Source organism: Bacillus sp. FSL K6-0255, from assembly GCF_045040725.1.
Taxonomy (GTDB): Bacteria; Bacillota; Bacilli; order Bacillales; family Bacillaceae; genus Bacillus; species Bacillus subtilis.
Genome location: NZ_CP150278.1, coordinates 2,788,457 through 2,811,574, shown reverse-complemented (window position 1 = coordinate 2,811,574; position 23,118 = coordinate 2,788,457). Strand labels below are relative to the sequence as shown.

21 protein-coding genes and 1 riboswitch are annotated in these 23,118 nt (G+C 45.3%); of the genes, 17 read left to right on the top strand and 4 right to left on the bottom strand.

What is annotated here, in order from left to right; translation table 11 throughout:
- Window positions 1-33 precede the first annotated feature (33 nt).
- The gene (gene sspI, locus MHB62_RS14725; RefSeq protein ID WP_021480275.1) at window positions 34-249 is read right to left on the bottom strand and encodes a small acid-soluble spore protein SspI; all 216 of its coding nucleotides are present in this window, start codon (window positions 247-249) and stop codon (window positions 34-36) included.
- 118 nt (window positions 250-367) lie between these two features.
- Here sspI and MHB62_RS14720 point away from each other — a divergent pair, with 118 nt between their 5' ends.
- Window positions 368-1,114 (top strand): RNA methyltransferase, encoded by a 747-nt coding sequence (locus MHB62_RS14720; RefSeq protein ID WP_015714484.1) that lies wholly within the window; start codon window positions 368-370, stop codon window positions 1,112-1,114.
- A gap of 66 nt (window positions 1,115-1,180) precedes the next feature.
- Here MHB62_RS14720 and MHB62_RS14715 read toward each other — a convergent pair whose 3' ends face one another.
- Complete coding sequence (locus MHB62_RS14715) at window positions 1,181-1,387, bottom strand: hypothetical protein (protein ID WP_004398812.1); 207 nt, start codon at window positions 1,385-1,387, stop codon at window positions 1,181-1,183.
- Between the two features lie 81 nt (window positions 1,388-1,468).
- On the opposite strand from MHB62_RS14715, the gene pheS reads away from it, so the two are divergent.
- Together pheS and pheT are read left to right on the top strand one after the other, a co-directional pair.
- On the top strand, window positions 1,469-2,503 hold the full coding sequence (pheS, locus tag MHB62_RS14710) for a phenylalanine--tRNA ligase subunit alpha (RefSeq protein ID WP_003229529.1): 1,035 nt from the start codon (window positions 1,469-1,471) through the stop codon (window positions 2,501-2,503).
- Window positions 2,504-2,518: 15 nt separating this feature from the next.
- Window positions 2,519-4,933, top strand: a complete 2,415-nt coding sequence (gene pheT, locus MHB62_RS14705) for a phenylalanine--tRNA ligase subunit beta (protein ID WP_032722323.1) — start codon at window positions 2,519-2,521, stop codon at window positions 4,931-4,933.
- 35 nt (window positions 4,934-4,968) lie between these two features.
- Here pheT and rnhC read toward each other — a convergent pair whose 3' ends face one another.
- Complete coding sequence (rnhC, locus tag MHB62_RS14700; RefSeq protein ID WP_029318209.1) at window positions 4,969-5,907, bottom strand: ribonuclease HIII; 939 nt, start codon at window positions 5,905-5,907, stop codon at window positions 4,969-4,971.
- Window positions 5,908-6,040: 133 nt separating this feature from the next.
- On the opposite strand from rnhC, the gene zapA reads away from it, so the two are divergent.
- The 14 genes from zapA to MHB62_RS14630 all read left to right on the top strand — a co-directional run bounded on the left by zapA (window position 6,041) and on the right by MHB62_RS14630 (window position 22,416).
- Window positions 6,041-6,298, top strand: coding sequence for a cell division protein ZapA (gene zapA, locus MHB62_RS14695; RefSeq protein ID WP_003229534.1), 258 nt, complete (start codon window positions 6,041-6,043; stop codon window positions 6,296-6,298).
- Window positions 6,299-6,304: 6 nt separating this feature from the next.
- Window positions 6,305-6,838 (top strand): CvpA family protein, encoded by a 534-nt coding sequence (locus MHB62_RS14690; protein ID WP_014477597.1) that lies wholly within the window; start codon window positions 6,305-6,307, stop codon window positions 6,836-6,838.
- Between the two features lie 73 nt (window positions 6,839-6,911).
- Window positions 6,912-8,624: a DNA polymerase/3'-5' exonuclease PolX gene (gene polX, locus MHB62_RS14685; protein ID WP_029318208.1), complete on the top strand. Its 1,713-nt coding sequence runs from the start codon at window positions 6,912-6,914 to the stop codon at window positions 8,622-8,624.
- Window positions 8,625-8,644: 20 nt separating this feature from the next.
- Window positions 8,645-11,002, top strand: coding sequence for an endonuclease MutS2 (locus MHB62_RS14680; RefSeq protein ID WP_003229541.1), 2,358 nt, complete (start codon window positions 8,645-8,647; stop codon window positions 11,000-11,002).
- A 14-nt stretch (window positions 11,003-11,016) separates the two neighbouring features.
- Window positions 11,017-11,421 (top strand): DUF350 domain-containing protein, encoded by a 405-nt coding sequence (locus tag MHB62_RS14675; RefSeq protein WP_003237674.1) that lies wholly within the window; start codon window positions 11,017-11,019, stop codon window positions 11,419-11,421.
- 188 nt (window positions 11,422-11,609) lie between these two features.
- Window positions 11,610-13,292 (top strand): long-chain-fatty-acid--CoA ligase LcfA, encoded by a 1,683-nt coding sequence (lcfA, locus tag MHB62_RS14670; RefSeq protein WP_015251514.1) that lies wholly within the window; start codon window positions 11,610-11,612, stop codon window positions 13,290-13,292.
- 104 nt (window positions 13,293-13,396) lie between these two features.
- A complete protein-coding gene (gene fadR / locus MHB62_RS14665) occupies window positions 13,397-13,981 on the top strand; it encodes a fatty acid metabolism transcriptional regulator FadR (RefSeq protein WP_003229547.1) in 585 nt (194 codons plus the stop codon).
- A gap of 14 nt (window positions 13,982-13,995) precedes the next feature.
- Window positions 13,996-14,772, top strand: a complete 777-nt coding sequence (locus MHB62_RS14660; protein WP_032722322.1) for an enoyl-CoA hydratase — start codon at window positions 13,996-13,998, stop codon at window positions 14,770-14,772.
- A 14-nt stretch (window positions 14,773-14,786) separates the two neighbouring features.
- Window positions 14,787-15,560, top strand: coding sequence for an electron transfer flavoprotein subunit beta (gene etfB / locus MHB62_RS14655; protein WP_014480500.1), 774 nt, complete (start codon window positions 14,787-14,789; stop codon window positions 15,558-15,560).
- A gap of 35 nt (window positions 15,561-15,595) precedes the next feature.
- Window positions 15,596-16,573 carry an electron transfer flavoprotein subunit alpha gene (etfA, locus tag MHB62_RS14650; RefSeq protein WP_003229553.1) on the top strand — a complete coding sequence of 326 codons (978 nt, stop codon included), beginning with the start codon at window positions 15,596-15,598 and terminating at the stop codon, window positions 16,571-16,573.
- 214 nt (window positions 16,574-16,787) lie between these two features.
- A complete protein-coding gene (gene abfB / locus MHB62_RS14645; protein WP_015251517.1) occupies window positions 16,788-18,275 on the top strand; it encodes an alpha-L-arabinofuranosidase AbfB in 1,488 nt (495 codons plus the stop codon).
- Window positions 18,276-18,597: 322 nt separating this feature from the next.
- Window positions 18,598-18,912 (top strand): thioredoxin, encoded by a 315-nt coding sequence (gene trxA / locus MHB62_RS14640; RefSeq protein ID WP_003222500.1) that lies wholly within the window; start codon window positions 18,598-18,600, stop codon window positions 18,910-18,912.
- A gap of 135 nt (window positions 18,913-19,047) precedes the next feature.
- Window positions 19,048-20,820: an excinuclease ABC subunit UvrC gene (gene uvrC, locus MHB62_RS14635; protein WP_003229562.1), complete on the top strand. Its 1,773-nt coding sequence runs from the start codon at window positions 19,048-19,050 to the stop codon at window positions 20,818-20,820.
- A 64-nt stretch (window positions 20,821-20,884) separates the two neighbouring features.
- A riboswitch (Lysine riboswitch) is annotated at window positions 20,885-21,064 on the top strand.
- A 125-nt stretch (window positions 21,065-21,189) separates the two neighbouring features.
- On the top strand, window positions 21,190-22,416 hold the full coding sequence (locus MHB62_RS14630) for an aspartate kinase (RefSeq protein WP_003229564.1): 1,227 nt from the start codon (window positions 21,190-21,192) through the stop codon (window positions 22,414-22,416).
- A 43-nt stretch (window positions 22,417-22,459) separates the two neighbouring features.
- Here the strand turns inward: MHB62_RS14630 and MHB62_RS14625 are convergent, their stop codons facing one another.
- Complete coding sequence (locus tag MHB62_RS14625; protein ID WP_003222508.1) at window positions 22,460-22,906, bottom strand: YslB family protein; 447 nt, start codon at window positions 22,904-22,906, stop codon at window positions 22,460-22,462.
- Window positions 22,907-23,118 lie beyond the last annotated feature (212 nt).

The window sequence follows — 23,118 nt, the reverse complement described above, 5'->3', positions numbered from 1 at the left end:
AAAAAACCGGGCGCTGTCACCCGGTTTCATGTCTTATTCGGCGGGTTTTAATCCGCCTTCAAGCGTTTTCAGCATTTCGTTTTTCTCACTTTCGGATGCGTGCTGCCAAATGACTTCGAATAATACGCCGAGCCCTGGAAGCATTTTTTCTTCACCGCTTTGAATCGCATCTACGATTGTATGCTCAAGCTGCTCCTGATTATTGCCGGTGACATTGGAGATGACGGCATGACGTAAATTAAGATCCATGTAAAACGCTCCTTTTTCTAAAATGTAATACGTATATTCTAACCCTGCACCTGGTTTATTATGTGCTGTTCTTGCGATATAATAACATCATGTTAAAAAAAGGAGCGCCACATAGACAGTGAAACAAATAGAATCGGCAAAAAACCAAAAAGTGAAGGATTGGAAAAAGCTTCACACAAAAAAAGAACGAACAAAAACAAATACATTTCTGATAGAGGGAGAACACCTCGTTGAAGAGGCGTTGAAAAGCCCGGGCATTGTGAAAGAAATCCTTGTAAAGGATGAAACGAAGATTCCTTCAGATCTAGAGACTGGTATCCAGTGCTATATGCTGAGTGAAGATGCGTTTTCAGCTGTGACTGAAACCGAAACGCCGCAGCAGATTGCTGCTGTGTGCCATATGCCTGAAGAAAAGCTGGCAACGGCACGCAAGGTGCTGCTGATTGACGCTGTTCAAGATCCGGGAAACCTTGGCACAATGATTCGAACGGCTGATGCGGCCGGTTTGGATGCGGTTGTACTCGGTGACGGCACGGCGGACGCCTTTAACGGAAAAACACTGCGATCTGCTCAAGGATCTCACTTCCATATTCCTGTTGTGAGAAGAAACCTGCCTTCATATGTGGACGAATTGAAGGCAGAGGGCGTAAAAGTATACGGCACGGCGCTGCAAAACGGAGCGCCTTACCAGGAGATTCCTCAGTCTGAATCCTTTGCGCTCATTGTAGGAAATGAAGGTGCAGGGGTAGATGCTGCATTGCTGGAAAAAACGGATTTGAACCTGTACGTGCCGCTTTACGGACAGGCTGAATCACTAAACGTTGCGGTTGCGGCTGCCATCCTCGTGTATCACTTGCGAGGATAGTGTTGCGCCAAGCGTTGGATTTCTCTATAATAGAACATAATATTTCAAAAACCGTGACAGAGGACCTCAATTTCTGATCAACTGCTTTCCAGGGAGAAAATGCCGCTGACTGAGAGCATTTTTAACGCAGCCGGAAATTGGCTTCACCTCTTGAGTTGTCGCCGGGACCGCGTACACTGCGCGTAAAGGTGAACCGGAATCTGATTCCGTTATGTCAATGAAGCTGACGACAGCATCAGTCTGTCTGAAATAAGGGTGGTACCGCGGCCACAACTCGTCCCTTGTACAAGGGACGGGTTTTTTTTATTTTCCAAAGACATATGACGGTTTGTTTACATAAAAGGAGGATGCAAAATGGAAGAAAAGCTAAAACAGCTGGAACAAGAAGCTTTAGAACAAGTAGAAGCGGCAAGCTCATTGAAGGTTGTCAATGATATTCGGGTGCAATATCTCGGAAAAAAAGGGCCGATTACAGAAGTGCTGCGCGGAATGGGCAAGCTTTCTGCTGAGGAACGTCCAAAAATGGGGGCGCTCGCGAACGAAGTAAGGGAGCGTATTGCCAATGCGATTGCTGACAAAAACGAGAAGCTTGAAGAAGAGGAAATGAAACAGAAGCTTGCAGGACAGACAATTGACGTCACGCTGCCGGGGAACCCTGTTGCAGTCGGCGGCCGCCATCCGCTCACTGTTGTCATTGAAGAAATTGAAGATTTATTTATCGGTATGGGCTACACAGTCGAGGAAGGGCCAGAGGTTGAAACGGATTACTACAACTTCGAATCGCTCAATCTTCCGAAAGAACACCCTGCGCGCGATATGCAGGACAGCTTTTACATCACAGAGGAAACTTTGATGAGAACGCAAACTTCTCCTGTCCAAACACGGACGATGGAAAAGCATAAAGGCAAAGGTCCCGTTAAAATCATTTGCCCGGGTAAAGTATATCGCCGTGATAACGATGATGCGACGCACTCTCACCAATTTATGCAAATTGAAGGGCTTGTCGTTGACAAAAACATCAGCATGAGTGATTTAAAAGGAACGCTTGAACTCGTTGCGAAAAAAATGTTCGGGCAAGACCGTGAAATCAGACTCCGCCCAAGCTTCTTCCCGTTTACTGAGCCTTCAGTAGAAGTGGATGTGACATGCTTTAAATGCGGTGGAAACGGCTGCTCAGTATGTAAAGGAACAGGCTGGATCGAAATCCTCGGCGCCGGCATGGTTCACCCGAATGTGCTTAAAATGGCTGGCTTTGACCCGAAGGAATATCAGGGCTTCGCATTCGGAATGGGTGTTGAGCGCATCGCGATGCTGAAATACGGCATTGATGATATCCGCCACTTCTATACAAACGATGTCAGATTTATTTCGCAGTTTAAACAGGCGTAAGAGGAGGATGCAAGGATGTTTGTTTCTTATAAATGGTTAGAGGATTATGTTGATTTAAAAGGCATGGACCCGGCTGTTCTTGCTGAAAAAATTACAAGAGCCGGTATTGAGGTTGAAGGAATTGAATACAAAGGAGAAGGCATCAAAGGCGTTGTCATCGGCCATGTGCTGGAGCGCGAGCAGCACCCGAATGCTGATAAGCTGAATAAGTGCCTTGTGGATATTGGAGCTGAAGCCCCTGTACAAATCATTTGCGGCGCGCCGAATGTGGATAAGGGACAAAAAGTCGCAGTTGCAACAGTCGGAGCGGTGCTGCCGGGCAATTTCAAAATCAAAAAAGCCAAGCTTCGCGGTGAAGAATCAAACGGCATGATCTGTTCTTTACAGGAGCTTGGGATTGAAAGCAAACTTGTGGCGAAGGAGTATGCGGAAGGCATTTTCGTATTCCCGAATGACGCTGAAACAGGAAGCGATGCTTTAGCGGCTTTACAGCTTGACGATGCGATTCTTGAGCTTGGCTTAACACCAAACCGCGCGGATGCCATGAACATGCTTGGTGTTGCTTATGAGGTTGCGGCAATTTTAGACACTGAGGTAAAGCTTCCGCAAACGGATTACCCGGCTGTTTCAGAACAAGCGTCTGATTACATTGCTGTCAAAATCGAAGATCAAGAAGCGAACCCGCTGTATGCTGCAAAAATCATAAAAAATGTCACGATTGCTCCGTCACCGCTTTGGATGCAAACAAAGCTGATGAATGCAGGCATTCGTCCGCACAACAACGTTGTTGACATCACAAACTTTGTCCTGTTGGAATACGGACAGCCGCTTCACGCGTTTGATTATGACAGATTTGGCTCTAAGGAAGTCGTAGTAAGAAAAGCAGCTGAGAATGAAATGATCGTCACTCTTGATGATCAAGAACGTAAGCTGTCTGCCGATCACCTTGTCATTACAAACGGAACGAAAGCGCAGGCCGTTGCCGGTGTCATGGGAGGAGCAGAGTCAGAGGTTCAGGAAGATACGAAAACGATTTTGCTTGAGGCTGCTTATTTCAACGGGCAGACGGTTCGCAAGGCTTCCAAAGACCTTGGTTTGAGAAGTGAATCAAGCGTAAGATTTGAAAAAGGAATTGATCCGGCGCGCGTACGTCTTGCAGCAGAACGGGCTGCGCAGCTGATCCATCTGTATGCCGGCGGTGAGGTGCTTGCAGGAACAGTTGAGGAAGATCACCTGACAATCGAAGCAAATAACATTCACGTATCTGCTGACAGAGTGAGCAGCGTTCTAGGCATGACGGTCAGCAAGGAAGAACTGATCAGCATTTATAAACGTCTCGGTTTTACGGTCGGTGAAGCGGGTGAACTTCTCGTTGTGACTGTCCCATCACGCCGCGGCGACATTACAATAGAAGAGGATTTAATCGAAGAAGCGGCAAGACTGTACGGCTACGATAACATTCTGTCTACGCTTCCTGAGACAGCGGGAACTACAGGCGGATTAACGCCATATCAGGCAAAACGCCGTAAAGTCAGACGCTTCCTTGAAGGCGCAGGCTTATCACAAGCCATCACTTACTCACTGACAAACGAGAAGAAAGCGGCAGCGTTTGCGATTGAAAAATCACTGAATACTGTGCTTGCGCTTCCAATGAGTGAAGAAAGAAGCATTCTCAGACACAGTCTTGTTCCGAATCTGCTTGATTCTGTTTCTTACAACCTTGCGAGGCAGACTGACTCAGTTGCACTGTACGAAGTTGGCTCCGTTTTCCTGACGAAGGAAGAGGACACAAAACCTGTTGAAACAGAACGCGTAGCAGGAGCTGTTACCGGATTATGGCGCAAACAGCTATGGCAGGGAGAAAAGAAACCAGTTGATTTCTTTGTTGTCAAAGGAATTGTGGAAGGGCTGTTAGACAAACTCAACGTCCTAGAAAGCATTGAATTTGTACAGTCTGAACGCAAACAGCTGCATCCGGGCAGAACAGCGAACATTTTATTGAATGGTTCTCTGATCGGCTTCATCGGCCAAGTCCATCCTTCATTGGAAAAAGAACTGGATATAAAGGAAACATACGTATTTGAGCTCGATCTTCATGCGTTGCTCGCAGCAGAAACAGCACCTCTTGTTTACACGGCGATTCCGAAATATCCGTCTGTGACACGTGATATTGCTCTTGTAACAGATAAAACCGTCACAAGCGGACAGCTCGAGAGCGTCATTAAAGAGGCCGGGGGCAAGCTTCTGAAAGAGGTAACCGTATTTGACGTATACGAAGGAGAGCATATGGAGGAAGGCAAGAAGTCAGTCGCTTTCTCACTCCAGTATGTCAACCCTGAACAAACACTGACTGAAGAAGAAGTGACAAAGGCGCACAGCAAAGTGCTGAAAGCGTTAGAAGACACATATCAAGCTGTTTTAAGAGGCTGATAAAAAAGCTTGCAGAGAAATCTGCAAGCTTTTTTCTATGAACGTTTTTTATCAGCAAGGCGCTGCGCTTTTTGCGTATTGGCGAAATGGAGTTTTGTAAAGGTTCTGAGTGCAGATGCCCCTTTTTTGAGGATCAGCTTGGCGGCCGCTTCATCGACGTGAGGACCTGCCCCTTTTGGAAGCGTCATTCCTGCCTCGCGTGATAGTTTATCCATTTCCATTAAAAACGAATATCTTGCAATGATTGAAGCAGCGGCGACAGCCAGGTGAATACCTTCAGCTTTTGTGCTAAAATAGGTCCGGTCCTTCACAATGTCTCTGCCCTTTAAATGATTGAAGTAGACGCCTGGCTCAGCGAATTGGTCAATCAAAATGGCCTCAGGCTTTATTCCATCCATTTTCCTTAATAAATGGGTGATCGCCTGATTGTGCAGCAATGCTTTCATTTTCCCTTGGCTCATGCCTTTTTCCTGCATGCTGTTATACTTTTCATTTTTTAAAACCAGCAGGCTATATGGAATAGTTTTGATCAGGTTTCGGGCAATCTCGATGATTTGCGGATCTTTTAAATCTTTAGAATCCTTAACACCGAGTTCCTTCATTAAAGGAAGCATGGTTTTGTCGACGTACGCGCATACAACCGTCATTGGGCCAAAGTAATCTCCGGTTCCGACTTCGTCAGAACCGATAACAGACATTCCGGCGATATCTGCCGGAGGGGCATAGCGGGGATCAGCCGGCTTTTTGGCCATTTTCTTCTTTTCCGGCTCTGCTGTTCCCCAGCGCGCGGATTCTGCCGCTGCGTTTTTGCCTTGAAACAAGACCTTGCCGGATTGATATGCTGTAATGGTACAGCCGGGCGGTTTCGCCTGAAAAACGGCTCCCTGCGGAACAGAGGCTGTAAGCGAACCGCTGTACGTCATTTTCATTTGGTCAATAGCAGACAACGATACTTTTATCACTGAATGGGACACGTAATAATCTCCTTTTTTTACACTTTTCACTGTATATACCAGTGTATCATAACAGCGGGAGGCTCGTCTTTCCATTCATTTAATAAACGTGTTATGATAAGAACTAGGATTCTCGCGGAATGGAGGAGAAACGTTGTCTGACGGCAAAAAAACAAAAACAACCGTTGACATTTACGGCCAGCACTTCACGATTGTCGGTGAAGAAAGCAGAGCCCATATGAGGTATGTCGCCGGAATTGTTGATGATAAAATGAGAGAAATCAATGAAAAAAATCCATACCTTGATATAAATAAACTTGCAGTGCTGACAGCGGTAAATGTGGTGCACGATTATGTCAAATTACAAGAGAAATGTGAAAAACTGGAGCGTCAGCTTAAAGAAAAGGATTGAACAACTATGCTAGATATCATCATCTTAATCTTGCTCCTGATGGGGACTTTACTGGGGTTAAAACGCGGTTTTATCCTGCAGTTTATCCGCTTGACGAGCTTTATTTTATCAATTGCCTTTGCGGCTTTATTCTATAAAAACGTGGCACCGCATTTACATTGGATTCCCGCACCCGATTTTTCAGCGGGACAGCCGGCTCTTTCTTTTTTTACGGGGAATTTGGAAGCAGCGTACTATAATGCGATTGCGTTTATCGTTTTATTTATAATTGCTAAAATCTTACTGAGAATCATCGGCTCGTTCCTGAGTATTGTAGCCGGCATTCCGGTGATTAAACAAATCAACCAGATGCTGGGCGCCGTTCTCGGTTTTCTAGAAGTCTATTTATTTACATTTGTGCTGCTGTATGTCGCATCCGTTCTTCCGATAGATGCACTGCAGCAAATGATGGGGCAATCGTCTCTCGCAAATGTGATCATTAACCATACACCATACTTGTCAGGGCTCCTACAAGAGCTGTGGACACAGTACGGGGCATAAAAAAACTTCTCTTGTCCGGAGAAGTTTTTTTCAAGTATGATGGAAACATATGTGAACGTCTGGGGGTTATGATATGCATAAAAAAGATATTATCCGGCTGCTTGAAACCATTGCAGTCTATATGGAACTAAAAGGGGACAACCCGTTTAAAGTATCTGCCTTCCGAAAAGCAGCGGCAGCCTTGGAACAGGATGACCGCAGTTTATCAGAAATGGACGATATGATGTCGCTGTCCGGCATTGGAAAAGGAACGTACAGCGTCATTAAAGAGTATATAGATGAAGGAAAGTCAAGCACGCTCGAATCGCTGCAGAAAGAAGTGCCGGAAGGACTCGTGCCTTTATTGAAGCTGCCGGGGCTCGGCGGCAAAAAAATCGCAAAGCTGTATAAAGAGCTCGGCGTACATGATGCAGAATCTCTGAAGGAAGCCTGTGAACAGCAAAAGGTACAAGATCTTGCGGGCTTCGGCAAAAAATCGGAAGAAAAAATATTACAGGCGCTCGGGGAAGCCGGAAAACAGCCTGAACGGTTCCCGATCGGCTACGCCCTCCGGATCGCGCGGGAAATTGAAGAGCATCTTTCTCAATTTACGCATATCATCAAATTTTCTCGTGCCGGAAGTCTCCGCAGAGCGCGGGAAACGGTGAAGGATCTGGATTATATCATTGCTACAGATCATCCGGCTGAAGTAAGAGAGCAGCTTCTTGAGCTGCCAAACATCAAAAGCGTGATCGCAAGCGGAGATACGAAGGTGTCCGTCATCCTTTCCTTTGAATATGAAACAAGCGTCGATTTCCGTCTTGTGACGGAAGAGCAGTTTCCGACAACACTCCATCATTTTACGGGATCAAAGGATCACAATATTAAGATGCGCCAAATCGCCAAAGAACGCGGCGAGCGGATCAGTGAATACGGCGTTGAGACAGTTGAAACCGGAGAGATCAAAACATTTCCGAGTGAACGTGAATTTTATGCGCACTTCGGCCTGCCGCTGATTCCGCCGGAAATTCGTGAAAGCGGACAGGAAGTGGAAACCTACAGCGACAGCATTGAACTGATAGAGCTCGGGCAAATCAAAGGTGATCTCCACATGCACTCAACGTGGAGCGATGGCGCATTTTCGATCAGAGAGATGGCTGAAGCCTGCATCAAAAAAGGCTATCAATACATGGCGATCACCGATCACTCACAATATTTAAAGGTCGCCAACGGGCTTACTGCAGAAAGACTTAAGCAGCAGGCAAAAGAAATTGACGCGCTGAATGCAGAGTTTGAAAACTTCCGTATTTTGAAAGGCGTTGAGATGGATATCCTGCCTGACGGTACGCTCGATTATGATGACGATGTGCTTGCGGAAATGGATATCGTTATTGCATCGATTCATTCCAGTTTTAATCAGCCGGAACACGTGATTATGAAACGGCTTGAGACGGCACTGACAAACAAGCATGTTGACATTATCGCACACCCGACCGGGCGCCTTATCGGCAGACGGGCCGGTTACGAAATCGATATTGATCAGCTGATTGAGCTTGCGAGGAAAACAAATACGGCGCTTGAACTCAATGCCAACCCTGCGCGCCTTGATCTGCGCACAGAGCATTTAATGAAAGCAAACGAACAAGGGGTTACATTGGTGATTAATACTGATGCCCATAATATTGAGATGTTAGACGATATGAAAACTGGCGTTACTGCCGCGCGCAAAGGATGGACGGAAACGAAAAACGTTCTGAATGCCCGGTCGCTTAAAGACGTAGAGGCATTTCTGAAGCGCAACGATTAAGTAAGGAGGCTCACACAATCGTGCAGCAAAAAGTATTATCAGCTCTTGAATTTCATAAAGTGAAAGAACAGGTTATTGGGCATGCCGCTTCATCGCTCGGAAAAGAAATGCTTCTCGAGCTTAAGCCTTCTGCTTCTATAGACGAAATCAAAAAACAGCTGGATGAAGTAGACGAAGCTTCTGACATTATCCGGCTGAGAGGCCAAGCGCCATTTGGCGGCCTTGTAGATATCAGAGGAGCGTTAAGACGGGCGGAAATCGGCAGCGTTCTCAGTCCTTCTGAATTCACTGAAATCTCAGGCCTGCTTTATGCAGTTAAACAAATGAAACATTTTATCACGCAAATGGCTGAAGACGGTGTCGACATTCCGCTGATCCATCAGCATGCTGAACAGCTTATCACGCTGTCCGATTTAGAGCGGGACATTAATTCCTGCATTGATGATCACGGAGAAGTGCTTGATCATGCATCGGAAACATTAAGAGGAATCCGCACACAGCTCAGAACACTCGAATCAAGAGTCAGAGACCGGTTAGAGTCGATGCTGCGTTCCTCTTCCGCATCGAAAATGCTGTCTGATACGATTGTTACGATTCGGAATGACCGCTTTGTGATCCCGGTCAAACAGGAGTACAGATCCAGCTATGGAGGAATTGTGCACGACACCTCATCCTCTGGTGCGACACTATTCATTGAACCGCAGGCGATTGTAGATATGAACAATTCCCTTCAGCAGGCGAAAGTGAAAGAAAAGCAAGAAATTGAACGGATTTTGCGTGTGCTGACAGAGAAAACGGCAGAGTATACAGAGGAGCTATTTCTAGATTTGCAAGTGCTGCAGACGCTTGACTTTATTTTTGCAAAAGCTAGATATGCAAAAGCGGTTAAAGCGACAAAACCGATTATGAACGACACCGGCTTTATCCGTTTGAAAAAAGCCCGCCATCCATTGCTTCCGCCTGATCAGGTTGTTGCCAATGACATCGAGCTTGGCCGCGATTTTTCAACCATTGTCATCACAGGGCCAAACACCGGGGGGAAAACAGTCACCCTTAAAACGTTAGGCCTGCTAACCTTAATGGCGCAGTCAGGTCTTCATATCCCGGCAGATGAAGGGTCAGAAGCGGCAGTATTTGAGCACGTATTCGCTGATATCGGTGATGAACAGTCGATTGAGCAAAGTTTAAGTACGTTCTCATCCCATATGGTGAATATTGTCGGCATTTTAGAACAGGTCAATGAAAACAGCCTTGTGCTTTTCGATGAACTTGGTGCAGGGACAGATCCGCAGGAGGGGGCGGCCCTCGCCATGAGCATCTTGGATGACGTGCATCGCACCAATGCACGAGTGTTAGCTACGACGCATTATCCGGAATTGAAGGCGTACGGCTATAACAGAGAAGGCGTCATGAATGCCAGCGTTGAATTTGACATCGAAACGCTGTCACCGACCTATAAACTTTTAATTGGTGTGCCGGGTCGAAGCAATGCTTTCGAAATTTCAAAACGCCTCGGGCTCCCGGACCATATCATCGGGCAGGCGAAGTCAGAAATGACGGCCGAGCATAACGAAGTCGATACGATGATTGCGTCGCTGGAACAAAGCAAAAAACGTGCGGAAGAAGAGCTTTCTGAGACAGAATCAATCAGAAAAGAAGCGGAAAAACTGCATAAAGAGCTGCAGCAGCAAATCATCGAGCTTAACAGCAAAAAAGACAAAATGCTTGAAGAGGCAGAACAGCAGGCTGCTGAAAAAGTAAAAGCGGCAATGAAAGAAGCCGAGGACATTATTCATGAATTGCGCACCATAAAAGAAGAACACAAATCCTTCAAGGATCACGAGCTGATTAACGCGAAGAAACGGTTAGAAGGCGCTATGCCTGCTTTTGAAAAGTCCAAGAAACCGGAAAAGCCGAAAACGCAAAAACGCGACTTTAAGCCTGGCGACGAGGTGAAAGTCCTCACTTTCGGGCAAAAAGGAACATTGCTCGAAAAAACAGGCGGCAATGAATGGAACGTTCAAATCGGTATTTTAAAGATGAAAGTAAAAGAAAAAGATCTGGAGTTTATCAAATCAGCTCCGGAGCCAAAAAAAGAAAAAATGATTACAGCGGTCAAAGGAAAGGACTATCACGTATCGCTTGAACTTGATCTTCGCGGCGAACGCTATGAAAATGCCCTCAGCCGGGTTGAAAAATACTTGGATGATGCGGTGTTAGCCGGATATCCAAGAGTGTCAATCATCCACGGAAAAGGAACCGGCGCTTTAAGAAAAGGCGTACAGGATCTTCTGAAAAACCACCGCAGCGTCAAAAGTTCCCGTTTCGGTGAAGCAGGTGAGGGAGGATCAGGCGTTACGGTTGTTGAACTAAAATAAAAGGGAGTATGGCCATGAGTGATTTTTGGGAAAACGAGCTTGTGGAAATCGCGGCATATTACAGTGTCGCGGTTCTCTGCCTCGTCCTCTTTTTGACTGTGTTTGAGCTGGTGACGGCTTATAAAAACTGGGAAGAGATTCAAAAAGGAAATCTTGCGGTGGCAATGGCGACCGGCGGAAAAATTTTGGGAATCGCAAACGTATTTCAGCATTCCATCTCCCAGCACAATTCGCTGCTGCAAATGATCGGCTGGGGCGTTTACGGGTTTGTTATGCTTCTGATCAGCTACTTTATTTTTGAGTTTTTGACTCCGCGGTTTAAAATTGATCAGGAAATCGAAAATGATAACCGGGCTGTCGGCTTTATTTCATTTGTCATTTCTGTCGGGCTTTCTTTTGTGGTGGCAGCCGGAATATAAGGGGACGGAGAATAAATGGAAAAGCTTGCGAAAATACTGCTCGCCGCGGCGGGAATCTTTTTGTTAATTGGTCTTATATATCTGTTCATATTATGAGAAAAAGAAAGATTTACCTTTCTTTTTCTTTTTTTTGCCGTCCATCTGCTATAATGATAAGGTGGATCTCTAAAATCGAAAGGGGAGGTTTTATGCAGTCTCAAAAGCCGTGGCTTGCCGAGTATCCCAACGATATCCCGCATGAGCTTCCGTTGCCGAATAAAACCCTGCAATCCATCCTGACAGACTCCGCCGCACGATTTCCTGATAAAACCGCAATATCGTTTTATGGAAAAAAACTCACCTTTCATGACATTCTGACGGATGCTCTTAAACTTGCAGCTTTTTTGCAGTGCAATGGCCTGCAAAAAGGAGACAGAGTGGCTGTTATGCTGCCCAATTGCCCGCAAACAGTGATTTCTTATTATGGCGTCTTGTTTGCCGGTGGCATCGTGGTGCAGACGAATCCGCTTTATACCGAGCATGAGCTTGAATACCAGCTTAGAGATGCTCAGGTAAGTGTAATCATCACCTTAGATTTGCTTTTCCCGAAGGCAATAAAAATGAAAACGCTATCAATAGTTGACCAGATTTTGATAACCAGCGTAAAAGACTATTTGCCTTTTCCGAAAAATATTCTTTACCCGCTGACGCAAAAACAAAAAGTGCATATCGACTTTGACAAAACAGCTAACATTCACACGTTCGCTTCCAGTATGAAGCAGGAAAAAACTGAACTCCTGACAATCCCGAAGATCGATCCTGAGCATGATATCGCTGTCCTCCAGTATACCGGAGGAACAACCGGAGCTCCAAAAGGGGTCATGCTCACGCACCAAAATATTTTGGCAAATACTGAAATGTGCGCCGCTTGGATGTATGACGTGAAAGAAGGCGCTGAAAAAGTGCTGGGCATCGTTCCATTTTTTCATGTCTACGGACTGACGGCAGTCATGAACTATTCGATTAAACTAGGCTTCGAAATGATTCTTCTTCCTAAGTTTGATCCGCTCGAAACACTGAAAATCATCGACAAACACAAACCGACGCTCTTTCCTGGCGCACCGACAATTTACATTGGCCTTTTGCATCACCCTGAATTGCAGCATTATGATCTGTCATCCATTAAAAGCTGTCTTAGCGGATCAGCCGCGCTCCCCGTGGAGGTAAAGCAGAAATTTGAAAAGGTGACTGGCGGAAAGCTTGTGGAAGGCTATGGTTTGTCTGAGGCATCCCCAGTGACGCACGCCAACTTTATCTGGGGAAAAAACAAGCCGGGCAGTATCGGCTGTCCTTGGCCGAGTACGGACGCTGCGATCTATTCTGAAGAGACGGGTGAGCTTGCCGCTCCGTATGAGCATGGAGAAATCATTGTAAAAGGTCCGCAAGTCATGAAAGGATACTGGAATAAACCAGAGGAAACCGCCGCAGTGCTGAGAGATGGCTGGCTGTTCACCGGGGACATGGGCTATATGGATGAAGAAGGCTTTTTCTATATTGCTGACAGGAAGAAGGATATCATCATTGCCGGCGGTTACAATATTTACCCGCGTGAGGTAGAAGAAGCGCTTTATGAACATGAAGCCATCCAGGAAATTGTTGTCGCAGGCGTTCCCGATTCCTACAGGGGAGAAACAGTAAAAGCATTTGTCGTATTAAAGAAAGGCGCAAAAGCCGATACAGAAGAACTGGACGCTTTTGCGAGATCACGTCTAGCTCCCTATAAGGTGCCCAAAGCCTATGAGTTCAGAAAGGAGTTGCCGAAAACGGCGGTGGGAAAAATTTTAAGAAGGCGTTTACTTGAAGAAGAAACCGAAAATCATCATATCAAATAAAAAAAGAGAACGCCTATGAATAAACTTGACAAACCTGAAAATCCTTCTTATCATGAAATTATGAATGAATAGTCATTCATTTCTATAGGAAGGAACGATGAACATTGAAGCAAAAACGGCCAAAGTATATGCAGATTATTGATGCAGCAGTAGAAGTCATTGCAGAAAACGGCTACCACCAGTCACAGGTATCCAAAATTGCCAAACAAGCCGGGGTAGCGGACGGCACCATCTATCTCTATTTTAAAAACAAAGAAGATATTTTAATTTCTCTTTTCAAAGAAAAAATGGGTCAATTTATTGAGCGGATGGAAGAGGACATTAAAGAAAAAGCAACAGCGAAAGAGAAATTGGCGCTTGTGATTTCAAAGCATTTTTCCCTTTTAGCGGGTGACCATAATCTCGCCATTGTCACGCAGCTTGAGCTCCGCCAATCCAACTTGGAGCTGCGCCAAAAAATCAACGAAATATTAAAAGGCTACTTAAATATTTTGGATGGCATTTTGACGGAAGGTATACAATCAGGCGAAATAAAAGAAGGCCTCGATGTCCGCCTCGCCCGGCAGATGATTTTTGGAACGATTGACGAAACTGTGACAACTTGGGTGATGAATGACCAAAAGTACGATCTCGTTGCGCTTTCAAACAGCGTTTTAGAATTATTGGTATCCGGAATTCACAATAAGTAAAGGAGTTCTGTCCTATGAATGCAATTTCACTTGCGGTTGATCAATTTGTGGCAGTCTTGACGATTCACAATCCGCCGGCAAACGCGCTTTCAAGCCGGATATTAGAAGAGCTGTCTTCCTGTCTTGATCAATGTGAGACAGATGCAGGCGTACGAAGCATTATCATTCACGGCGAGGGAAGATTTTTCTCAGCCGGCGCTGATATTAAAGAATTTACATCGCTTAAAGGCAATGAGGATTCCTCATTGCTCGCTGAGCGCGGCCAGCAGTTAATGGAGAGAATCGAAAGTTTTCCAAAACCGATTATCGCAGCGATTCACGGCGATGCTCTCGGAGGCGGGCTGGAGCTTGCAATGGCCTGTCACATCAGAATCGCGGCAGAAGATGCTAAGCTGGGGCTCCCGGAGCTTAATCTCGGTATCATTCCAGGTTTTGCGGGGACACAGCGCCTTCCGAGATATGTCGGTACAGCCAAAGCACTGGAGCTCATCGGATCAGGAGAACCGATATCCGGAAAAGAAGCGCTTGATCTCGGACTTGTCTCAATTGGAGCGAAAGATGAGGCAGAAGTGATTGAAAAAGCAAAAGCACTTGCCGCTAAGTTTGCAGAGAAAAGCCCGCAAACGCTGGCATCTTTGCTTGAACTTCTTTATTCCAACAAGGTGTATTCCTATGAAGGCAGCTTAAAGCTTGAAGCAAAGCGATTTGGGGAAGCATTTGAGTCAGAGGACGCCAAGGAAGGCATCCAGGCATTTCTCGAAAAAAGAAAGCCTCAGTTCAAAGGCGAATAAAAGGGGATATGATCATGAATCTATTTGTACTGATGAAACGGACGTTTGACACAGAAGAAAAAATCGTCATTGAAACAGGAAAGATTCAGGATGACGGAGCGGAATGGATCATTAATCCATATGATGAGTACGCGATAGAAGAAGCCATCCAGCTGAAGGAAAAGCATGGCGGCACGATCACCGCTGTCACGGTCGGCGGTGAAGAAGCGGAGAAAGAATTGCGTACGGCGCTTGCCATGGGTTGTGACCAAGCTGTTTTAATCAACATAGAAGATGATCTTGAAGAACCCGACCAATATTCCATTTCTCAAGTTTTATACCACTATATGAAGGATCAGGAGTTTGATTTGATTCTCGGCGGAAATGTTGCCATTGACGGAGGATCAGGACAAGTGGCGCCTCGGCTTGCCGAGCTACTGGACATTCCGTGTATCACTACGATCACCAAACTCGAAATCAACGGCACTGATGCAGAAGCAGAAAGGGACGTCGAAGGGGATGTTGAAAAAATCAAAACGACGCTCCCATTGCTTGTCACAGCTCAGCAGGGCTTAAACGAGCCGCGCTATCCATCGCTTCCGGGAATTATGAAGGCTAAGAAAAAGCCGCTTGAAGAGCTTGAACTTGATGATCTTGATCTGGACGAAGAGGATGCTGAACCAAAGCTGAAAACCATTGAACGTTTTCTGCCGCCGAAAAAAGAAGCCGGGAAGCTTCTCCAAGGTGAGCCTGCTGAACAGGCAAAAGAGCTTGTTTCATTGCTCCGCAGCGAAGCTAAAGTCATTTAAAACTTGGACATTCAAAGAAACAGGGGGATGTTAGAATGGGAAAAAAAGTGATCGTGCTTGGAGAAATACGCGATGGGGAATTGCGAAATGTCACCTTTGAAGCAATAGCTGCAGGAAGAACCATTTCAGGAGATGGGGAAGTCATCGGTGTTCTCATCGGTGAAAATGTACAAAGCATTGCACAAGAGCTTATTCATTACGGAGCAGATAAAGTTCTTACCGCTGAGGACCCGAAGCTGAAAACATACACGGCAGACGGGTACAGCCAGGTCATGAGAGGTGTTATCGAGCAAGAAAATCCTGATTCAGTCATCTTCGGGCATACGGCAATGGGCAAGGATCTTTCACCGAAGCTTGCTGCGCGGCTGCAAACAGGCTTAATTTCTGATGCTATAGATGTAAGCGTTACCGGAGGAAATGTTGTGTTCACACGGCCGATTTACTCGGGGAAAGCTTTTGAACGTGTCATTTCAACCGATCCGATGATCTTTGCAACAATTCGCCCCAATAACATTCAAGCTTCAGAAAAAGACACCAGCAGGTCGGGAAGCATCGAAAGCATAAATGTCTCTCTTACTGACCTTCGCACCGTGATTCAAGAGGTCGTGAAAAAAACGGCGGACGGTGTTGATCTCTCCGAAGCGAAAATTATCGTTGCGGGCGGCCGAGGAGTCAAAAGCAAGGAGGGATTTCAGCCTCTGCAGGAGCTTGCAGAGGTGCTAGGGGCCGCAGTCGGGGCTTCTCGCGGGGCATGTGACGCTGATTATTGCGATTACGCTCTTCAAATCGGGCAGACGGGGAAAGTCGTCACTCCGGATTTGTACATTGCATGCGGCATTTCCGGTGCCATCCAGCATTTGGCCGGCATGTCAAACAGCAAGGTGATCGTCGCCATCAATAAAGATCCCGAAGCCGATATCTTTAAAATAGCGGATTACGGCATCGTCGGTGATTTATTTGAAGTTGTCCCGTTATTAACTGAGGAATTCAAACAGTTGAATATACACTCATAAAGGAAATCCCGGACTTTAAAAGTCCGGGTTTTTATATTTGTAAATACATACGCACAAATATAAATGAGATAGAAAATGTCGTTGACATGTACGAACATATATAATATGGTTACTTTAAAAGCGCTTACATTCATGCTGACTCCTCAGGCAAAAGACAGATCACATATTTGACTGTGGTGCTTTTCATATCCGTATGAAAGGAATGATCAGAGGCATGTCTGAACATCAAGCAGTGATTCAAACAGATATCGTAAAAGGAACCATTAACAAAAATATATACGGTCATTTTGCTGAGCATTTAGGAAGAGGGATTTATGAGGGGATCTGGGTCGGAACGGACTCAGATATCCCCAATATCAACGGGATACGAAAGGACGTGCTGGAGGCGCTCAAACAGCTGCACATTCCTGTCCTCAGGTGGCCGGGCGGGTGTTTTGCGGACGAATACCATTGGGCAAACGGTGTCGGTGACCGTAAGACAATGCTGAACACTCACTGGGGCGGTACAATTGAATCAAATGAATTCGGAACGCATGAATTTATGATGCTTTGCGAGCTGCTTGAATGTGAGCCATATATTTGCGGCAATGTCGGAAGCGGAACCGTTCAGGAAATGGCGGAGTGGATTGAGTATATGACATTTGAAGAAGGCACGCCGATGTCAGACTGGAGAAAACAAAATGGAAGAGAAGAGCCTTGGAATCTGAAATATTTCGGCGTGGGTAATGAAAATTGGGGCTGCGGCGGCAACATGCATCCCGAATACTACGCAGATCTGTACCGGCGTTTTCAGACTTATGTCCGCAATTACAGCGGGAATGAAATTTATAAAATTGCAGGCGGAGCAAATGTGGATGATTTTAATTGGACGGACGTGCTTATGAAAAAAGCCGCTGGCCTGATGGACGGGTTGAGTCTTCATTATTACACGATTCCGGGGGATTTCTGGAAGGGCAAAGGATCAGCCACAGAATTCACGGAAGATGAGTGGTTTATTACGATGAAAAAAGCCAAATACATCGATGAATTGATTCAAAAACACGGCACGATCATGGACCGGTACGATCCGGAGCAGCGGGTCGGGCTGATTATTGATGAATGGGGCACTTGGTTTGATCCCGAGCCAGGCACGAATCCCGGTTTCTTATATCAGCAAAACACCATTCGTGATGCACTGGTGGCGGCTTCTCATTTCCACATTTTCCATCAGCATTGCCGCCGGGTGCAAATGGCCAACATCGCCCAAACAGTAAACGTTCTACAAGCGATGATTTTGACTGAGGGCGAGCGGATGCTTTTGACACCGACGTACCATGTATTCAATATGTTTAAGGTGCACCAGGACGCTTCTCTTTTAGCAACAGAGACAATGTCTGCCGACTATGAATGGAAGGGTGAAACGCTTCCGCAAATCAGCATTTCAGCGTCGAAACAAGCTGAAGGTGATATCAATATCACTATTTGCAACATCGATCACCAAAACAAAGCGGAGGCGGAAATCGAGCTGAGAGGCCTACACAAGGCAGCGGACCATTCCGGAGTCATTCTTACGGCAGAAAAAATGAATGCGCATAACACGTTTGACGATCCTCATCATGTCAAACCGGAATCCTTCAGACAATACACGCTCAGCAAAAACAAACTGAAAGTAAAACTCCCGCCAATGTCAGTCGTCTTACTTACGCTGCGTGCTGATTCTTAATCGCGCAAGAGCGCCGGAGCTTCATGCCGGCGCTCTTTTTCAGGTTTTAAAACAGCTCCGGCAGGGCATGGTAAAGTACATGACAGTGAAGAGGAGATGTGATCTTATGCTTCGTACCATTTTAATGATTATTGGGGCAATTGTAGTGATCGGGGCCATTATCAGATTTGTGTTTTAAAAAAAGAGCATATCCCATTCAACCATATAAAAATGAGTAAACCGGCTGTGATCAGGAAAAAATAATTTGTAAGCATTAAAATAGCGTGAACGAATGGGAGATGCTATACTAAAAATCATCATTTCACATTGGAGGAATTCAATAATGGCTATCGTAAAAGCAACTGATCAATCTTTCTCAGCTGAAACAAGCGAAGGCGTCGTACTGGCAGACTTCTGGGCTCCTTGGTGCGGACCTTGTAAAATGATTGCACCTGTTCTTGAAGAATTGGATCAAGAAATGGGAGACAAACTGAAAATCGTAAAAATCGATGTAGACGAAAACCAAGAAACTGCCGGAAAATACGGCGTTATGAGCATCCCGACTCTTCTTGTGTTAAAAGACGGCGAAGTAGTTGAAACTTCAGTCGGCTTCAAACCAAAAGAAGCGCTTCAAGAGCTTGTAAACAAACATCTTTAATTTTCCGCTGCTTACATGCCAGAGCGATTCCGATTGAGGGATCGCTTTTTTTATTCGCCAATTGTGAACCATAGAGAAAAACAAACGTTCGTGTTAAACTGGAAATAAAGGATTAAACATAAGGAAGGGTAACATATGAACAAACAACTGAAAGAAAAACTCGCCCTCCTTCCTGATCAACCGGGTTGTTATCTCATGAAGGACCGGCAGCAGACTGTGATCTACGTAGGGAAAGCAAAAGTGCTGAAAAACAGAGTGCGCTCCTACTTCACCGGTTCTCACGACGCGAAAACCCAAAGGCTTGTGACGGAAATCGAGGATTTTGAATATATCGTGACGTCCTCCAATCTTGAAGCGCTTATTTTAGAAATGAATCTGATCAAAAAGCATGATCCGAAATACAACGTCATGCTCAAAGACGACAAAACCTATCCTTTCATAAAACTCACCCATGAACGCCACCCAAGGCTGATTGTCACACGCAATGTCAAAAAAGACAAAGGGCGCTATTTCGGGCCGTATCCGAATGTACAGGCAGCAAGGGAAACAAAAAAACTGCTCGACCGTCTGTATCCTCTCAGAAAATGCTCCAAGCTCCCGGACAGAGTGTGCCTTTACTATCATCTGGGCCAATGCCTCGCTCCGTGTGTAAAGGATATTTCCGAAGAGACGAACAGAGAGCTGGTTGAAAGCATTACACGTTTCTTAAGGGGCGGCTATAATGAGGTCAAAAAAGAGCTTGAAGAGAAAATGCATGAAGCTGCTGAGAATCTTGAGTTTGAACGAGCAAAAGAGCTTCGTGACCAAATGGCCCATATTGAATCAACGATGGAAAAACAAAAAATGACGATGAACGATCTAGTCGACCGTGATGTGTTCGCGTACGCGTACGATAAGGGCTGGATGTGCGTGCAGGTCTTTTTCATCCGCCAAGGAAAGCTCATTGAACGCGATGTCAGCATGTTCCCGCTTTATCAGGAAGCAGATGAAGAGTTCCTCACGTTCATCGGGCAGTTCTATTCAAAAAACAACCACTTCCTTCCGAAGGAGATTTTAGTTCCGGACAGCGTAGATCAATCTATGATCGAGCAGCTGCTGGAAACAAACGTTCACCAGCCGAAAAAAGGCCCGAAAAAAGAACTGCTCATGCTTGCCCATAAAAATGCGAAAATCGCATTGAAAGAAAAATTCTCTTTAATCGAACGGGACGAGGAGCGTTCAATCGGGGCAGTGCAGAAACTAGGTGAGGCATTAAATATTTATACGCCGCACAGAATTGAAGCGTTTGATAACTCAAATATACAGGGGACAAACCCGGTTTCCGCGATGATTGTGTTTATCGATGGCAAACCATACAAAAAGGAATACCGCAAATATAAAATCAAAACTGTTACAGGGCCGGATGATTACGGTTCTATGAGAGAGGTTGTCAGAAGACGCTATACGAGAGTGCTTCGTGAGAATCTGCCGCTGCCCGATCTGATCATCATTGACGGAGGAAAAGGGCAGATCAACGCAGCAAGGGATGTCATTGAAAATGAACTCGGCTTGGATATCCCGATCGCCGGTTTAGCGAAAGATGAAAAACACAGAACCTCAAATTTACTGATCGGTGATCCGCTGGAGGTGGTGTATCTGGAACGAAACAGCCAGGAATTTTACCTCCTGCAGCGCATTCAGGACGAGGTGCACCGTTTTGCAATCAGTTTTCACAGGCAAATCCGCGGAAAAAGCGCGTTTCAATCCGTTTTGGACGACATCCCGGGTATCGGAGAGAAAAGAAAGAAAATGCTGTTAAAGCATTTCGGTTCCGTTAAAAAAATGAAGGAAGCAAGCCTTGAGGACATCAAAAAAGCCGGTGTTCCCACAGCGGCGGCTCAGCTCCTTTACGACAAATTGCAAAAATAATGTTGTCCTTTTAAATAAGATCTGATAAAATGTGAACTAATTTCATAGTTAGATCGTGTTATATGGTGAAGATAGAGGTGCGAACTTCAAGAGTATGCCTTTGGAGAAAGATGGATTCTGTGAAAAAGGCTGAAAGGGGAGCGTCGCCGAAGCAAATAAAACCCCATCGGTATTATTTGCTGGCCGTGCATTGAATAAATGTAAGGCTGTCAAGAAATCATTTTCTTGGAGGGCTATCTCGTTGTTCATAATCATTTATGATGATTAATTGATAAGCAATGAGAGTATTCCTCTCATTGCTTTTTTTATTGTGGACAAAGCGCTCTTTCTCCTCACCCGCACGAACCAAAATGTAAAGGGTGGTAATACATGGGTCTTATTGTACAAAAATTCGGAGGCACTTCCGTCGGCTCAGTCGAAAAAATTCAAAATGCGGCAAACCGCGCAATTGCAGAAAAACAGAAAGGCCATCAAGTCGTTGTCGTCGTTTCAGCAATGGGAAAATCCACTGACGAATTGGTCAGCCTTGCAAAAGCTATTTCTGACCAGCCGAGCAAACGCGAAATGGATATGCTGCTGGCGACAGGCGAGCAGGTCACGATTTCACTCCTTTCAATGGCATTGCAGGAAAAAGGCTATGACGCTGTGTCTTATACTGGCTGGCAGGCGGGAATCCGTACGGAGGCCATTCACGGAAACGCCAGAATTACAGATATCGACACTTCGGTTTTAGCAGACCAGCTTGAAAAAGGAAAAATTGTCATTGTTGCAGGATTCCAAGGCATGACAGAGGATTGTGAAATTACGACATTGGGCCGGGGCGGTTCAGATACAACAGCAGTTGCTTTGGCTGCCGCTTTAAAAGCTGATAAATGTGACATATACACAGACGTGCCAGGCGTGTTTACAACCGATCCGCGCTATGTGAAATCAGCGAGAAAACTTGAGGGCATCTCATACGATGAAATGCTTGAACTTGCCAATTTAGGCGCCGGTGTTCTTCATCCGAGAGCAGTTGAGTTCGCGAAAAATTACCAAGTGCCGTTAGAAGTGCGTTCAAGTACAGAAACCGAAGCGGGAACATTAATTGAGGAGGAATCATCCATGGAACAGAATTTAATTGTCAGAGGCATTGCATTTGAAGATCAAATCACAAGAGTAACCATTTACGGGCTGACTAGCGGCCTGACAACTTTGTCTACTATTTTTACAACACTTGCCAAAAGAAACATAAACGTGGATATCATTATCCAAACGCAGGCCGAGGACAAGACTGGAATTTCCTTCTCTGTCAAAACAGAAGATGCAGACCAAACCGTTGCGGTGCTTGAAGAGTATAAAGACGCGCTGGAATTTGAGAAAATCGAGACAGAAAGCAAATTGGCTAAAGTATCTATTGTTGGATCCGGCATGGTCTCAAATCCCGGTGTAGCGGCTGAAATGTTTGCTGTACTGGCGCAAAAAAACATTTTAATCAAAATGGTCAGCACATCTGAAATCAAAGTGTCAACAGTCGTAAGCGAAAATGACATGGTGAAAGCAGTCGAGTCGCTTCACGATGCATTTGAGCTTTCAAAACACCCTTCAGCTGTGTAATGACAATCAAAAAGGCGGGACTATGCAGTCACCGCCTTTTTGATTACACTGGGTCTTTCATATCCCATTTCACAGTCAGAACCACTTTATCGGCTCTCTTTTTCACTTGTTCATATGATTCGGCAATCTGATCATTCATCAATTGAATTTGTTCAGCGATAAAACCAGCCTCCAGCTGAAAGCAAGGTTCTTTCTGATGTTTAAGCCGGTTGGAAATGATCGGCCCTTCAAGTTCAAATTCAAGCTCCTGTTTTTTAGCGCTTACGTTGGTGAGGGTTCCCCAGCCCGCTTCTTCAAAGAAGGCCGGAAATTCCTCCCATGATTCAAGAGGAAACTTACGGGCGAGATGTTTTCCTGCCCAATACATCATGGAAGAGTAATCTTGGCCAAGCATATCTGGGAGAACGATCTCTCGTATTAGTTCGTAGGCATAGGCGTTCATTTCAATTTCTTTTAGGTTGTCAATAGATGCTTCAAATTTAGACTTCATATCTGTCTCCCCTCTCTCCTGCGTATATTATAGCTCAAACAGGGGGGAGGATTACAGAATGATCCTGTAATTCTTATGAAAAATTAAGTAAGAAATATATATTGATAAAATAAAATTTTTCAATCAACTAACCAATTCGGAAAATTATAATTTATGTACGCGTTTTCTTGACGCCCTTTTGAGGGAGGAGTAAAATGAAATTGTCAATAAAT